Source organism: Ruegeria sp. HU-ET01832 (assembly GCF_040371315.1).
Lineage (GTDB): Bacteria > Pseudomonadota > Alphaproteobacteria > Rhodobacterales > Rhodobacteraceae > Ruegeria > Ruegeria lacuscaerulensis_A.
On record NZ_BAABWL010000003.1, the window covers coordinates 1 to 15807 of the forward strand.

The 15807-nt window shown below is 57.5% G+C and carries 11 protein-coding genes; 4 read left to right on the forward strand and 7 right to left on the reverse strand.

Annotated elements, in window-relative coordinates:
* Window positions 1–7: 7 nt before the first annotated feature.
* The 7 genes from ABWV79_RS10055 to ABWV79_RS10085 form a co-directional block, all read right to left on the reverse strand.
* Complete coding sequence (locus ABWV79_RS10055) at window positions 8–709, reverse strand: response regulator (RefSeq protein WP_353391733.1); 702 nt, start codon at window positions 707–709, stop codon at window positions 8–10.
* Window positions 710–1301: 592 nt separating this feature from the next.
* Window positions 1302–3815, reverse strand: a complete 2514-nt coding sequence (locus tag ABWV79_RS10060) for a CoA transferase (RefSeq protein WP_353391734.1) — start codon at window positions 3813–3815, stop codon at window positions 1302–1304.
* Window positions 3816–3915: 100 nt separating this feature from the next.
* A complete protein-coding gene (locus ABWV79_RS10065) occupies window positions 3916–5571 on the reverse strand; it encodes a GMC family oxidoreductase (protein WP_353391735.1) in 1656 nt (551 codons plus the stop codon).
* 16 nt (window positions 5572–5587) lie between these two features.
* The gene (locus ABWV79_RS10070; protein ID WP_353391736.1) at window positions 5588–7087 is read right to left on the reverse strand and encodes a CoA-acylating methylmalonate-semialdehyde dehydrogenase; all 1500 of its coding nucleotides are present in this window, start codon (window positions 7085–7087) and stop codon (window positions 5588–5590) included.
* Window positions 7088–7285: 198 nt separating this feature from the next.
* The gene (locus ABWV79_RS10075) at window positions 7286–8092 is read right to left on the reverse strand and encodes a crotonase/enoyl-CoA hydratase family protein (RefSeq protein ID WP_353391737.1); all 807 of its coding nucleotides are present in this window, start codon (window positions 8090–8092) and stop codon (window positions 7286–7288) included.
* A 116-nt stretch (window positions 8093–8208) separates the two neighbouring features.
* Window positions 8209–9864, reverse strand: a complete 1656-nt coding sequence (locus ABWV79_RS10080; RefSeq protein WP_170356405.1) for a BCCT family transporter — start codon at window positions 9862–9864, stop codon at window positions 8209–8211.
* 195 nt (window positions 9865–10059) lie between these two features.
* Window positions 10060–11685, reverse strand: coding sequence for an AMP-binding protein (locus tag ABWV79_RS10085; RefSeq protein WP_353391739.1), 1626 nt, complete (start codon window positions 11683–11685; stop codon window positions 10060–10062).
* Window positions 11686–11971: 286 nt separating this feature from the next.
* Between ABWV79_RS10085 and ABWV79_RS10090 the strand changes: the two genes are divergently transcribed.
* The 4 genes from ABWV79_RS10090 to ABWV79_RS10105 all read left to right on the forward strand — a co-directional run bounded on the left by ABWV79_RS10090 (window position 11972) and on the right by ABWV79_RS10105 (window position 15803).
* Window positions 11972–12862 (forward strand): LysR family transcriptional regulator, encoded by an 891-nt coding sequence (locus ABWV79_RS10090; protein ID WP_353391740.1) that lies wholly within the window; start codon window positions 11972–11974, stop codon window positions 12860–12862.
* 294 nt (window positions 12863–13156) lie between these two features.
* Window positions 13157–14716, forward strand: a complete 1560-nt coding sequence (locus tag ABWV79_RS10095; protein ID WP_353391741.1) for a caspase family protein — start codon at window positions 13157–13159, stop codon at window positions 14714–14716.
* Window positions 14686–15387: a hypothetical protein gene (locus ABWV79_RS10100; RefSeq protein WP_353391742.1), complete on the forward strand. Its 702-nt coding sequence runs from the start codon at window positions 14686–14688 to the stop codon at window positions 15385–15387. The genes ABWV79_RS10095 and ABWV79_RS10100 overlap by 31 nt, the downstream gene beginning before the upstream one ends.
* Window positions 15388–15398: 11 nt before the next feature.
* Window positions 15399–15803: a hypothetical protein gene (locus tag ABWV79_RS10105; protein ID WP_353391743.1), complete on the forward strand. Its 405-nt coding sequence runs from the start codon at window positions 15399–15401 to the stop codon at window positions 15801–15803.
* The last annotated feature ends 4 nt before the right edge of the window (window positions 15804–15807 follow it).

A 15807-nucleotide genomic window follows, 5' to 3' on the forward strand; every position in this document is an offset into this window, starting at 1 on the left:
CTAATGGCTAAGCCCCCATGAACACGTAACCTACCCCGTGAACGGTCACAAGAATTTCGGGCGCTTTTGAATTCACTTCAATTTTGTTCCGCAGCCGTCCAATGATCACATCTACGGTGCGATCAAAGGGTTGCCAGTCGCGACCTGATAGACAGTCCAGCAACTGATCTCGTTGCAGCACGCGCTTGGGGCGTTGGGCGAGATAGCTGAGCAATTCAAACTCGCCTCGCGTGAGGTGAACGTCTTCTCCATTTGCTGCTGTCAACGTGCGTGCGCCGCGATCAAGAGTAAGCCCGTTGAACTCGAGCACCTCATCCTGTTCCGAATGAGGAACGGCCGGCATTGCGACCCTGTGCAGTATGTTCTTTGTCCGCACCAACAATTCGCGCAGGTTGACGGGTTTGTGCAAATAGTCATCAGCACCAATCTCCAACGCGACGATCCTGTCCACGTCCTCGCCGCGCGCGCTGGCGACAATTACAGGTACATCCGATTCTGCCCGCAATTCACGCAAAAGGGTCAGCCCGTCCTTTCCGGGCAGGCGAATATCCAGGACAACCATATCAATCACGTGCCGCTTAAGTTCGCGCTCCATTTCGTCGCTGTCGTGGGCACGGACGACTCGGTAGCCTTCGACTTCATAATATCCTGCCATCGCCTCAAGGCTGGTCGGATCATCCTCGACGATCAGGATTTGCTTGGCTTGCATGTTGTCTGGCTAAGTATATCGACAGAAGGATACCCAATCCTGGCGAGGTCACGTTCTGTCTCGCCTTTGACATGTACATAGTAACTGGTAGACCCGATCCTTGCTCCCATTGAAGACACTAAAAGAAACCGCGTGGCCCCCTTTCGATACGCAATTTGGGCGCAATGCAGTACATAGTCATGGTCGATCTCGCGGAATGCCTCACGACCCCGGCCACTTTCTGAGTTGTTCCAAGGCAAGAAAACACTGTGTCCGCACAAAGGCGCGCGGCGACCGCTTCGATAGAACCCTTGTCCGCCAGAACCTGGACAACCTTATGTCCTTCGTACCTAATTGGCTTGCGATCGACACAAACAACGCGTTCCTAGCGTTCGTCACGTATTAGCAAGTCGACCAGTGCTCTGCCGACAAGTCCGGTTCCTCGAAAAACAAGAGCAGTCCCAGACATGAACGGAACCTCCAGCATCCATGGTTTGGGTTATGGTTTTCTTTCGATAGACGATCACCGGTCAGTGCCGCTAAGGAATAACCGAACATCGGCGCGCGAACCTAAGTGGCACCTTGGGATCAAGATACCGCTTAGGTCTTTTTATTAACTGGGCAGGTATTCCCTGCTCCAGCTCTCGCTGACCGTGCCATCGTTTAACATTCCGTCAATGGCTGCGTCGTCATAGCCCAGTTCCTGCAGAACCGCCCGCGTGGAAGTGCCGAATTTCTCGGCCGGGTCCAGCGCATAGACCGTTCCGCGCACAGGGCGGATGGCAAAGGGGTCCAGCTGCGTGACCGTGTGGCCGCTGGGGTGATCTTCGCGCACCGAGAAGGAATAGCTGCCCCGGTCGATCCCCGGCGTGCCATCCGCAGGCCGCGCGTTGTAATAGCGCAGCGATTCGATGTTTTCGCAGATCGTTCCACCCACATCCGCCGCCTGCAGACGTTCCGCCCAGTCGCTGGCGCGAGCCTGATAAAAGGCGTTGGCCAAAAAGGCGTCGCGATCCTCGGGGGCGACTTCTTCGAACCCTTCCAACCCCTCGACCGAAGCCAGACGGGGCACATCGTGTTCATAGGCGCTCAGGAGGATGAAACGGTCGGACGAGGTATAGTAAAAGCGGGTCAGCGCGTCATAGCCGTTGAACTCACGGCCCGCCGGTTCGTCAAACAGCCCCCGGCGTTCATGGTCATAGCAATAGGGGATCTGCGCCAGACCGCTGAGCGCCGCCAGCGAGGTGCGCGGACGCCCGACCTGACCGGTTTTAAGCTTTTGGTACAGCGCCGTCGCCACACCAAGCGAGCCGCCAAAGCCGCACATGACGTCAATGGTGCCCACATGCGCGTGTTCCTCGGGCGTCTCCATCGAGCCGCCAAAGCGCAGCATGATGCCTGTGGTGGCCTGCACCAGATCGTCATAGCCCAGATAGTTCGACCGCGGCCCCCGGCGGACGCCGCCAAAGCAATCCATCTTGCAGAAGATCGCATCGGGGTTCATTCTGGCCAGGTTTTCGCGGTCCAGACCCATCGACTGCACCTGCGCGTCGGTCGCATTCCAAACGATGACATCGACGGATTTCACCAGTTTCTCAAAGATCGCGCGACCTTCGGGCGATTTCATATCCGCCAGAACCGAGCGTTTGCCCGAACCATGTGTCAGGCTGAAAATCACCGTGTTCCAGCAGTCATAAAACGGCTTGGCCGGGTCCAGCTTGATCACCTCGGCCCCGAAACGGGCCAGATAGGACACGGAATGCGGCCCGGCAATCACATTGCACAAGTCCAGAATGCGGACGCCGTCCAGCCAGCCGGTTTTCTCTTCTTCGGGCACCGGGTCGGGCACCGCTGTTTCATGCGCGCGCAGCGAGGCCAGAGCCGTGTCGAAATCCACCCATTCCCGGCCGCGCGGTTCGAGCATTTCTTCGCCGCTTTCCTCAAGCCAGACCATCGGGCCGGGCTGGATCATGGTGCCAAACTCCGGGTCTTCGACCTCGACCATCAGTCCGGCGGTTTCGGCGTGGTCATCGTGAATCCACTCCTGCAACCAGCGCTGGGGCGCGCCGGGGAATTTGCCGCGGCCGAAAATCCGCTCCCATTCCTTTGAGGTCCGTGTCAGGAACACTTCTTTCATCCGCTCGGCGATCTTGTCGGCCCATTCCTTTGGCAGCGGATAGACGCCCAGCGACACGTCGTTCTTCCACTCGGACATGGGCAGATAGGTGTCTTCTTCCTCGGTCAGCCCTTCCTCGACCAGCTCATCATAGATGCCAAGCTTCTTGAGGCAGCGCTTGGCGTGGTCCTTGTGGCTAGGGCAGACCACATAGAACATCCGCCCGTCTTTACACTTGTAGGACCGGTAGAACGGGTCCAGCAATTCCTGCAGGTCTTCGTAGCTGACATTCATCGGCAGACCTTCGACTCGGCGCCGCTCGATCTCAAGCTCGCGCTGGGTCTTGTAGCGGTCGGGATAGTCCTCGATCTTGATCGAGTTGTAGCTGAGCCCTTCCATCACGGCCGAGGCCAGCGGCACCTCGATCTGGTCGCCGTACCCGGTACGCTCGCGCGATTGCAGCGCCAGCACCACCGAAGACGCGGCCAGCATCGTGCCATAGGCCGAAGCCAGCGGCAGCGGCGAAAAGGAGGGGTTGATCCCCATCAGCACCCGGTTCAGGCCCATATCGGTGAACACGCCCGAAGACGCAGCGATGACGCTTTCATAGGCCCGCCATTCGCGGCGCAGCTCGTCATTCGAGGCAAAACCGGGGATCGACAGAGTGATCAGTTCAGGGCGGGCTTTACGCATCTCGGCGAAATCCAGACCCATGCGGGTCATGGTGCCTGGACGGAAGCTTTCGACCAGAATATCAGCCTCGGCGATCAACCGGCGGACCTGATCCATACCTTCGTCGGTTTTCAGGTCCAGCGTCACAATCTGTTTGTTGCGATTCAGCGTCGCATTGGCCGGGCTCTCCCACAGCGGACCACCGGGGATTTCCACCCGGATCACGGTCGCGCCGAAATCGGCCAGCACCATGGCAACGGCCGGGCCAGCGATATATTGACCAAAATCGATCACCTTGACACCGGCAAGCGGCAGCTCCGTGGACGTGTGACGTGTCATGTGCATTATCCCTGCAAAATGTCGGACCCGCAGCCCGATATGACGTGAAAAGCCCCGGGTCCGCCCATGAACCCGAGGCCAGATTTTTATGAGCGCCGCGTTAGCGGCCCGCCTGAATCCACCGCGCCGCCTTTTCCGCGATCATCAGGGTCGGAGCGTTGGTATTGCCACTGGTGATCTCGGGCATGATCGAGGCATCGACCACGCGCAATCCCTTGATCCCCTTGACCTTGAGCTGAGGGTCAACCACGGCCGTCGGATCATCCGCGCTACCCATCTTGGCAGTGCCGACGGGATGGAAGATCGTGTTGGCGATATCGCCCGCCAGCTTGGCCAGTTCCTCATCGGACTGGTACTGGATGCCCGGTTTCCATTCCTGCGGGTTATAGCGCTTCATGGCCGGTTTCGCCATGATTTCACGCACCTGACGCAGGCTGTCGGCGGCGACCTTGCGGTCATCCTCGGTGTCCAGATAGTTCGGCGCGATCATTGGCGCGTCAGTATATTTGCCCGACCGGATGCGCACATGGCCACGGCTGGTGGGGTTCAGGTTGCACACGCTGACCGTAATCGCCGGGAAGTCATGCAGGTCTTCGCCAAAGGCCTCAAGGCTCAGCGGCTGGACGTGATATTCCAGATTGGCATGGGTGCGGCTGGGGTCCGACCGGGTGAATGCGCCCAGCTGGCTGGGCGACATGCTCATCGGGCCCGAGCGCTGCAGCGCATATTGCAAGCCGATCTTGGCCTTGCCCACCAGGCTGTTGGCCAGCGTGTTCAGGGTCTTGGCTCCGTCCACCTTGAACACGGCGCGGATCTGCAGGTGATCCTGCAGGTTCTCACCCACGGCGGGCGCGTCCAGCACCACGTCGATGCCCTGCGATTTCAGGAATTCACCGTCCCCGATGCCCGACAGCTGCAGAATCTGCGGCGAGTTGATGGCCCCGGCGGACAGAATGACCTCGGCCTGCGCCTTGACGGTCACCGGCTGGCCCGCACGGCGGACAACCGCACCGGAACAGCGGGTCGCGCCGTCATCGGTGGTGTCAAAGGTCAGACGCTCGACCTGCGCTTCGGTCCAGATGGTCAGGTTCTGACGGTCCTTCGCCGGACGCAGGAATCCTTTGGAGGTGTTCCAGCGCCAGCCCGATTTCTGGTTGACGTCAAAGTAACCGACCCCGGCATTGTCGCCCGAGTTGAAATCGTCGGTCGATTCAATGCCCGCCTCATTCGCGGCCTTGGCAAAGGAATCCAGCACGTCCCATTGCAGGCGCTGCTTTTCGACACGCCACTCACCGCCATGACCATGCAGGTCGGAAAAGCGGCTGTTGTCGCCGGTCGCCGGGTCCGCCCCGCCATCCAGCTTGTAGTGGTTTTCATGCGCCTTGAAGTCGGGCAGAGAGTTCTGCCAGCTCCAATCCTCTTCGCCGCTCAGCTTTGCCCAATTGTCAAAGTCACGCGCTTGACCCCGCATGTAGATCATGCCGTTGATCGAAGAGCAGCCCCCCAGCGTCTTGCCACGTGGATAGCGCAGCGTTCGACCGTTCAGGCCCTTGTCGGGCTCGGTCTGGTACAACCAGTCGGTGCGGGGGTTGCCAATGCAGTACAGATACCCGACGGGGATGTGAATCCACGGGTAATTGTCTTTCTTACCAGCTTCCAGCAGCAGGACACGTTTCGACGGATCCTTGCTGAGACGATTGGCCAGCAGGCAGCCGGCGGTGCCGGCCCCCACGACGATATAGTCAAAGGTTTCCATGGTCAGTGCTCCGATCTCAGCGCGCGACGGGCATAGTGAACTCAGCGCCTTTTGAGATGCTTTCAGGCCAGCGCTGCATGATGGACTTCTGCTTGGTGTAGAAGCGGACGCCCTCTTCGCCATAGGCGTGGGTGTCGCCGAACAGGCTCTTCTTCCAACCGCCGAAACCGTGCCAGGCCATCGGCACCGGGATCGGCACGTTCACACCAACCATGCCCACCTGAATCTGACGCCCGAACTCGCGCGCGGCGTTGCCGTCGCGGGTGAAGATGCTGACGCCGTTGCCGAACTCGTGGTCGTTGATCAGCTGCACACCCTCGGCAAAGCTGTCGACGCGGATACAGGACAGAACCGGACCAAAGATTTCCTCTTTGTAGATCGTCATGTCCTTGGTGACATTGTCGAACAGCGTGCCGCCCATCCAATAGCCATCCTCGTGACCTTCAACCGTGTAGCCACGGCCATCGACCACCAGATCAGCGCCTTCTTCGACACCTTTGGCGATGTAGCCGGTGATCCGCTCATGCGCAGCCTTGGTGACGATCGGGCCCATTTCGGCGTCCATCTCGACCCCGTTCTTGACCTTCAGCGAGGCCAGACGTTCCGCAATCATCGGCACGATCTTGTCGCCCACGTCGCCCACCAGCGTGGCCACCGAGATCGCCATGCAGCGCTCGCCGGCCGAGCCATAGGCCGCGCCCATCAGCGCATCGACAGCCTTGTCCAGATCGGCGTCGGGCATCACCAGCATGTGGTTCTTGGCCCCACCCAGAGCCTGCACGCGCTTGCCGTGACGGGCGCCGGTCTCGTAGATGTAATTCGCAATCGGGGTCGAACCGACGAAGGAAATCGCCTGCACGTCGGGGTGCTCCAGCAGCGCGTCCACGGCCACCTTGTCGCCCTGCACCACGTTGAAGACACCATCGGGGAAGCCGGCCTCTTTCATCAGTTCCGCATACATCAGCGACGGCGTCGGATCGGTTGGCGAAGGCTTCAGGACAAACGTGTTGCCCGCCGCAATCGCTACCGGGAACATCCACATCGGCACCATCACCGGGAAGTTGAACGGGGTCACGCCCGCCACCACACCCAACGGCTGGCGCAGGGTCCAGTTGTCGATGCCGGTCGAAACCTGATCGGTGAAATCGCCCTTGAGCAGCTGCGGGATGCCGCAGGCGAACTCGACGATATCGATGCCGCGCTCAACCTCGCCGCGGGCGTCGGTGAAGACCTTGCCATGCTCGGCGGTGATGGCGCGGGCCAGCTCGTCCTTGTGCTCGTTCAGCAGGTTCAGGAACTTGTTCATCAACCGCGCGCGGCGGATCGGAGGCATGTTCGACCACGCCGGAAACGCCGACTTGGCCGCCGCAACCGCCTTGTCCACATCCCCAACCGAGGCCAGATCAACCTGCCCCGACAGAGCCCCCGTCGCCGGGTTGAACACGTCCTGAGTGTTGGTGCGCGCACCACCATAAACCTCGCCATTGATATAGTGGCCGATTGCAGTCGTCGTCATGGATGCCTCCTCCTTGGGTTGACCTCAATCTGCCAAATCCAAACAAAACAAATCCAATGACTAATAATACCAAGTGATATAAGCAGCGTTAATATAGAACCGACAGAAAGCGTCTAATAACTTGTTTTTAAAAAATTAATTTACGGGAAAACGAGTAGATTATGACTCCCTCAGCGCCCAAAGGTGACGCTCGATGCACTAACTGTCGGGTCGAATACGCGCGGCCGTCTTGTTGGCAAACGCCTCAAGTCGCGCGCGGGCATCAGTTTGAGTATTCACCACACCGGCAACGACCGATTCGGCATAGGCCGCGTCCAAAGGAGACATGTTCTGCATGTGGCTGATCGCAGAGCAGATGGCAAAGTTAGTCAACGGCAGGTTCTCAGCCGCGCGGCGCGCAAGGTCCAACGCTTTGTCAAAGCTGGACCCCTCGACACGGTATTGCGCCAGACCGATTTCAACTGCCTCCTGCCCCTGATAAACGCGGCCCGTCAGCATCATGTCGACCATGCGGGCCTTGCCAACAAGATCAGCCACCCGAATAGTGGCCCCTCCGCCGGTGAACAGCCCACGCTGGCCCTCGGGTAGAGCGAAATAAGTGCTGGCGTCGGCGACACGGATATGCGCCGCACTGGCCAGTTCCAATCCGCCGCCCACAACAGCGCCAGTAAGGGCGGCGATCACGGGAACGCCGCCATATTCCATTTTATTGAACGCTTCATGCCAACGCAGGCAGACATGCATGAAATCAGCAGGACTACGATCGGCCTGATGGTGCTCGACCAGATCGAGGCCAGCGCAAAAGTGATCGCCTTCGCCTGTTAGGACAATCGCCGCGGCGCCAAGTCGAGGCGCGCTGCTGAACAGGTCAACCAGTTCATCAATCGTGGCAATATCCAACGCGTTGCGTTTGTTCGGGCGGTTCAGTCGCACAATCCAGACGCCATCTTCGTGTCGCTCAACGACCAGATTCTTCAGTTCACTCAGTTGGTCGAGGTTCAGCATCGTCTATCCTATGACTTTTTTTCTGGGTCAAACATCTAACGAATTCTGGGTCCCGCGAAAGGGCGGGCACAAAAAAAGGGCGGGCGTTTTTACGCGCCCGCCCCGATTTTCAGACCTTACTCGGCCGGTTCAGCGGCGTGAACGCTGGTCACGCCCAGCTTTTCACGGCGACTGTCACGGATGATGCCCTTGATCAGTGCAACACCCATCAGCGCCATCACCAGGCTGAACGGCAGCGCTCCGATCACCATTGCGGTCTGGATCGCGCCCAGTCCACCGATGATCAACAAGGCACCCACAACCAACGCCAGAGCCGTGCCCCAGAAGATGATGTGCGGACGGCCTTTGGGGCCTTCGTCACCACCCGAGTTGATGGTGTTCACGATCAGAACAGCCGAGTCTGCCGAAGTGACCAGATAGGTCAGCAGCAGGATCACAACAATTACCGCCATTACCCAGGCAAAGCCAGACGACAGGATCACGTCCAGCATCGCAAACAGCTGTGCCTGCTGACCGGCACCCGAAATCGCGTCACCAGCGGTGCCGTTCAGGGTCAGGTCGATGGCGGTGCCACCAACGATGGTGAACCAGACGAAGCACATCATCGAGGGGATGATGATCGCACCCAGCACGTATTCACGAACGGTCCGCCCGCGCGAGATACGCGCCAGGAACACACCCACGAATGGTGCAAATGCGATCCACCAGGCCCAGTAGAAGACGGACCATCCGCCCTGCCAGCTGGCCAGCGCATCGCCGGTTTCGGTACCATCAGCTTTCCAGACGTTGAACAGCATACCCGGCAACGCCACGATATAGTCGAACAAGCCGACAAACAGTGCTTGCAGGCCGAACAGAGCCGAGCCGAAGATCAAGAAGAACGCCAGCAGGAAGAAGCTGAGGCCCATGTTGATGTTCGACAGCCATTTGATGCCTTTGCCGACGCCCGACAGAGCAGACAAGGTGGACGCACCCATGATGACCAGCAGAGCAACAACGATGGCAGCAGTGGTGGCTTTGCCATCTTCATTCAACAACCAATCGCCAACACCAATCCGGTGCAGACCGGCGACGAACTGTTCAACGCCAAAGCCCAGCGTCTGCGCGACGCCTAGAATGGTGGCAACAACGGCAACGATGTCGATCGCGTGACCCAGCTTACCCGACAGCGCACTGCCGAACAGCGGTGCCAGACCCGAGCGGATGGTCAGCGGCAGGTTGCGGCGGTACGAGAAATACCCCAGCGACAAGCCAACCAGCGCATAGCACGCCCAAGCCGAGAAGCCCCAATGCAGGAACGACCACTTATAGGCATTGCGAACGTTATCAGCCGACGACCCTTCTGCCAGACCCTGAATAACCTCGGGGTTATTGGCAAAGTGGTACATAGGCTCTGCGGTTGCAAACGTCAGCATTCCGATGCCAATCCCCGCCCCGAACATCATCGAGAACCAAGAAAAGCTTGAAAACTCAGGTTTGTCACCGGGCAGGCCCATTTTCAGACGGCCAGTCGACGGGATCAGCGCCAGCACCACACAGACGATGATGAAGAACGCCACGACCCACGTGTACCAGGCCGCAAAGTTAGACAGCAGGAAGCTGTTCATTGCGCCCAAAACACTCGATGCGTTCTCTGGGAAGGCAATCGCCCAGAAGATCAGCGCACCGACTAGGATTTTTGACGCGATGGTGACGTCTTTGCTGAAGCCATCATAAAAGCCGCCTTCGCTGACTTCGATGGGCAACTCCATCAGTGGTGGTTCTTTTGCCATTTATGTTTCTCCTCCGTGATTTCGTAAAACTCGCACTTAAAATAGATGGTCATTAAGCACGATCCGCCCGGCACCTAGGTCTCCGTCTTGTGTATCGAGCGGTGTTTTGTGTTCGAGTGTCTCTCACCCTAAACCCGTTTTTCGCGCCTCAGAGCGTTGATCGCGCAAACGTGCTTCTGGTGTGACTGTATCCATCTACTCCTTTGCGGCTTTGGCGGTTTCCCGCAGCTGGAATTTCTGGATCTTTCCGGTCGATGTCTTGGGCAACTCAGCGAAGATCACCGATTTAGGGGTCTTGAACCCAGCCAGATTTGCGCGACAAAAGCTGATGATTTCTGCTTCGTCAGCCTCATGACCCGGGCGCAGTTCAACAAATGCACATGGCACTTCCCCCCATTTCGGGTCAGCCTTCGCAACAACCGCCGCTGCTTGAACTGCCGGGTGGCGGAATAACACGGCCTCAACCTCGACCGACGAGATGTTTTCGCCCCCCGAAATAATCACATCCTTTAACCGGTCGCGGATTTGGATATAGCCGTCCGGTTGAATAACGGCGGCATCACCAGACCAGAACCATCCATCCTTGAACGCCTTGGCCGTGGCTTCGGGATCTTTGTAGTACCCCTTCATCACCGTGTTGCCCCTAATTGCAATCTCGCCTTGCGTTTCGCCGTCGCGCGGAACTTCTTGCCCGGTCTCGCTATCCAGAACCGTCACATCTTCGACCATTGGGAAAGCGATACCCTGCTGGGCTTGCAACTGGGCTTGCTCCTCGGGGTGCTTGTGATCCCATTCTTCCTGCCACAAGCACTGCGAGATATGGCCATATGTTTCGGTCAGGCCGTAAACCTGCATGACGTCCAGACCCATCGCCTTGGTCTTTTCCAAGACAGAAGGCGGCGGCGGCGCACCAGCGGTAAGGACACGAATTGCGGGATCAAACGGCGCGGCATCGGTATCTTCGTGCTCCGCGATCATCTGAAGTACGATAGGCGCCGCTCCCAAATGGGTGACACCATGGGTCCGGATCGCGTCCAGAACTTTGTCTGCTGCGGGCGTCCGCGTGAAAACCTTGGTTCCGCCCAGAATAGCCATCATCCACGGATGGCCCCAGCCATTACAATGGAACATCGGGACCACAGACAGATAGATCGGATAGTGCGGCATTTCCCAAGCGGCAACAGTACCCAAAGCCATCAGATACGCACCGCGGTGGTGATACACGACGCCCTTCGGGCGCCCCGATGTGCCCGACGTGTAATTCAGAGCGATCGCATCCCATTCACTGGCTGGCGAGACCAACAGATCAGGATCGACAGGAGCAGCGGCGAGGTCCTCGTAGTTTCTGCCACCCAACGTGTCGAACCTTGGCGCATTCACATCGTTGATCTCGACCACTGGGACCGTGCGGCCAAGCCGCTCGAAAGCCTGCGACAGGAGGGGAACGAACTCACGATCAACAATCACCAGTTTGGTATCTGCATGATCCAGAATGTAAGCGATCGTTTCGGCTTCCAACCGTGTATTGAGCGTGTTGAGAACCGCGCCCATCAGCGGGATGGCGAAATGAAGCTCGAACAATTCCGGGATGTTCGGGCTTAGGATCGAAATTGTGTCGCCCTTGGACAAACCCAACGCCTTCAGGCCGCTTGCAAAAGCACTCGCCCGAGCGGCTATATCGCTCCAATTGCGGCGAACATCCCCATAGATAACCGCGACACGGTCTCGATGGACCGAGTTTGCCCGCGACAAAAACGAAAGCGGTGAAAGCGGTACAAAGTTCGCTGCATTTTGCGCCAATGCGTCATAGTTGTGCTGCATGGCCTTTCCTCCCAAACGACCAGATCAGTTTTTTAGTTTGCCACCAACTGTTGGCGGCTCAGAACGTTCAGGAAGAAAGCTCAATGGCACTGTCAGCGCCGAAACAGGAACCCGTCAAGCCACCACACGCCACGAGAAGACGTAGTTAACTTTTTGGAAACCAACCCGGATCACTTCTGGCGCATTGTGTCTTTTTCTGTCTGACTAATTTCTGGTCCGCGTTGTTTAATTAGAATGCGGATTCTGTAAAATATGGAAAAATTTTTAAGGGGTATCGAATTTTTCAATGTCACGACGTACACCGACACTCAAAGGCCTGCGCGCCTTCGAAGAAGTCTACATTCTGGGTAACTTTACTAGGGCCGCCGATGCCCTGAACGTCCAACAGCCAGCAATAAGTTATCAAATCAAACAGTTAGAAGAAGACTTGGGGACTCGTCTTTTCCTGCGAAAAAACAGCAAGCTTGAGCCCACGCCGCCAGCGCATGATTTGTTTCACTCGGTTTCACGAGCTTTTGATGGAATCCGCGAGACATCGGCCCGGATTCGACGTGCCGATCAAAAGCAGGTCTGGACGATCGCGACATATGCCGGTGTCGCCGCGCATTGGGTATCACCCCGCCTACCGGCACTGTCCAAACACCTAAACGTGCGCACCAAAGTCGTAACGCTAGTAACGGATGCTGACTTGTTTCGAGAAGAGGCAAATTGCTGGATTGCATTCGGGGACGGATACTGGCCCGGGTTCGAGGCCCGCCTGTTGATCCGGGAACGTGTTTTCCCGGTCGCGTCGCCCAGCGTCGCCCGGCAGATTCTTAAATTGAAGGACCGGGTTGAAACCGGAGGCGTTCCCTTCATCGAGCTGGAAGACACCGAGCACCGCTGGTTGGACTGGCAATCCTGGCTTGGAGCCAGTTCCGAGAACTGGAACTTCTTGGACAACCGGATCATCGTAAACGATCATGGTATGGCGCTACATCTGGCGCTGGCAGGATCAGGGATCGCACTGGGATGGCACGGCGTTTTACAAGGCCACCTGAACGCCGGCAGTCTTGTTCAACTTTCCCAGTACGAGGCTACCTCCTCCAGTGGATATTGGCTTTTGGGTCGCAAAGGTTTTTTTCAATCCGAAGAAGGTCAGAAAATCTACGATGCCCTCGCTCCAGAAACCGACTAAGGACTGGATAGTGGTTCCCAACACTACTATTGGAGAACGTAACTTTTCTGCAGGATCAATGTCTGTACAAGTCGACATAGTCTATGTTTTGCAAATCTGCCGCTACAGCCCTAAATGCCGGCCAATAAAATGATGCAACAGGACGCGCGCATATTATTGACGCACGGCTTTCAGCGAACCCTCTCGGCTGCTCTCAACAAACACTGCCCGAACAAAAACGCCTAACCGAACCCCGGCGACTGAGCGTCCCAAATCAGATTGTTATCTGTTCATCTGTTGGGCTATCGTGAAATCATGTGCCAGACCCGCATGACCATCGGAATACCCATCATTCTACTGTGTTTGGCTTTGAGTGCGGCACAATCCTACGCAGCCGATCGCGTCGCATTATTGATTGGCAATTCGGACTATGCCACGCAGGAAATGTCACTGCGCAATCCCGGCAACGATGTCGAAGCTTTGGGCAACACGTTGCAAGAGCTTGGTTTCACAGTCATTCAGGCCACAAACCAAAACGCACGAACCATGCAAGAGGCGGTAGACAAGTTTGGTGCTATCTCAAAAGGCGCTAAGATGGCCGTGTTCTTCTATGCCGGGCATGGGGTACAGATCGGCGGGGCAAATTACCTGATCGGCACCGATTTCAACGGAAATAGCCTGCAGGCACTGAAACGCAGTTCGATCACCTTGGACCGAGTGCGAGACGTTATGACCAAGGCCGGGCCCGATGTCGGCGTCCTGCTTTTGGATGCATGCCGTAACAATCCGTTTTCCGACAAGGGCCTCGTCGAACATGGCCTTGTCAGAATGCGTGGCGGAGCGGGTTTGTTGATAGCCTACGCGACAGACCCAGGAAACGTGGCGTATGACGGGCAAGGTAAGAACAGCGTTTTCACCAATGGGCTACTAGACCATATTGCGACACCGGACCTGGACGTTCGACTGATGTTGGGTCGTGTCCGCCAGCAAGTGGTTTTGGAAACCGGTGGGCGCCAGATCCCTTGGGTCGAGGAATCTGTGCTGGACGAACACAGCTTTGCACCCGGCCTGCCCAAAAGTTCGCCCAAAGACGAAATCACTGCCGATCTGGAACATTGGAGACGTATCTCCTCCAGTTCGGACAGCCGGGAATTCGAGACTTACCTGAAAACCTATCCCGATGGGTTGTTTGCCTCATTTGCCCGTGAACAGCTGGCATCCCTTGAAACGCCGGCGGCGACTCCGCTGACACCGGTCAGTGCCACATTCACACAGGCCGATCCTCAGAAGCTTGCGACCGCCTTGATGGCATTGGGGCATCTCAAGGAACCGCAGTCACCTGACCTTGGCCCTGCACTGGACAGGTATAGGAGGGGTTTGCCAGCTGCGGAAACAGCCACGCCGGACCGGCTATTTGAAGACGCGGCTCAGGTTTCGGTGTATCTGGCGGTAACAACGATGCAAAGGCTGCGCACCGACATTATAGCCCTTCGCAGCGTCGAGCGCACGCTGACCATTGCCGAAGATGCTTTGAAGCAAATAGAAGACATCGCCCGTTCAAATGCAGACGCATTGCCGGTTTTGCAACAGGCACGCAGTGATATCTACGACATCTACCGGTCACGCGGGATTATCCTGCGCCGTCTGGACCAGAGCCGCAGTTATTATGATGAGGTACTGGCCCGCGCTGTTACTTTTTTTCCACCCGACATTGATGCTTCGATTGTCAATGCTGCATCAGGGTCACGTGATCTCGATTTTGCCAATGCGCAACTGACGCAGGACGCGGGCTTGTTCCTACGGCATGTATCGCAAGCAGATGATAGCAGAAAAGGAAGTTACCAATGGCTGGCCGATCTTATCCCTCCCGAATAGGTGCAAGCCTTGTTGTTGCGACCTTAGTCCTGGCGGCCTGTGGCGACAGCACTCAGACGTCGGCTCCAGCAACCACCCCCTCGGGCATGACACAAGCCGAGGCCGATTTGGTCAAACAGGCCGCAGCCATGCAAAAAACGATCCTGCAGGGCGCAGTCGCCGGTAGCGCGGTAGGCGGAGGGATCGGCTTTGGTCTGGGTGGCAGTGATGATGTGGGCACAGGCATCTCGATCGGTTTTGGCGCCGGGGCTTTAGCAGGGACTTACGTCGCCTTCGTCCAGCGCAGCTATGCAGGGCGCGAGGCGCGTTTGCGACAGATCAAGAAAGACCTGGATCGCAACACAACTGAAATGCAGACGACACTAACCGTTATGAACCAGGTTCTGGCTGCACAGAAAGCCGAACTGGATGCACTGAACGCAAGCATCGCCGCAGGCACGGCCGACCCATCGCAGATCGAAAGAGAACTGGCCGAAGCCAACGGAAACTTGACCCAGATGGAACTGGCCATTGACGGTGCCGCCAAACGACAGGCCGAATTCACCGAGGCCCGCTCTCTTACAATTGCCCGCGGACAGACAACTTCACCAATAGATGCGGATCTTACGGCTTTGTCGAACCAGATCACTCAGATGCGCGGGATCGCCAGTGATCTGGCATCGTCGTTGTGAAGGGTGCACGAATGATCCGCTTTGCCGCCCTAGCCTGCCTGTTTCTTACTGCGTGCCAAACCACGACTGATCCTGCAGACGGTGGGTTCTTCGCCGGTGTTTCTGGAATTACTACCGGTGCCTACGACGATCGTATCACCGCAGCCGAAGGGGATGTGGCCACGGCGCAGGCACGAAATGATGCGCTTGCTGCGCAAATTCGATCGTCGGAATCTGAACTGGCCAAGCTCAAGCTCAAAATTCTACAACAACGTGACGCGACCAGCGGAGGCGACGCAGCAACGGCGGCTCGCATCGACCGTATTTTGAACGACACGCCTGGAGGTGCTACGCCGGAAGCCAGACTGACGGCCCTGCAAAAAAGCATCTCGGACGCGCGCGCACTCAGCGCCGATTTAGCAAAACTGTCGGGCTAAACGT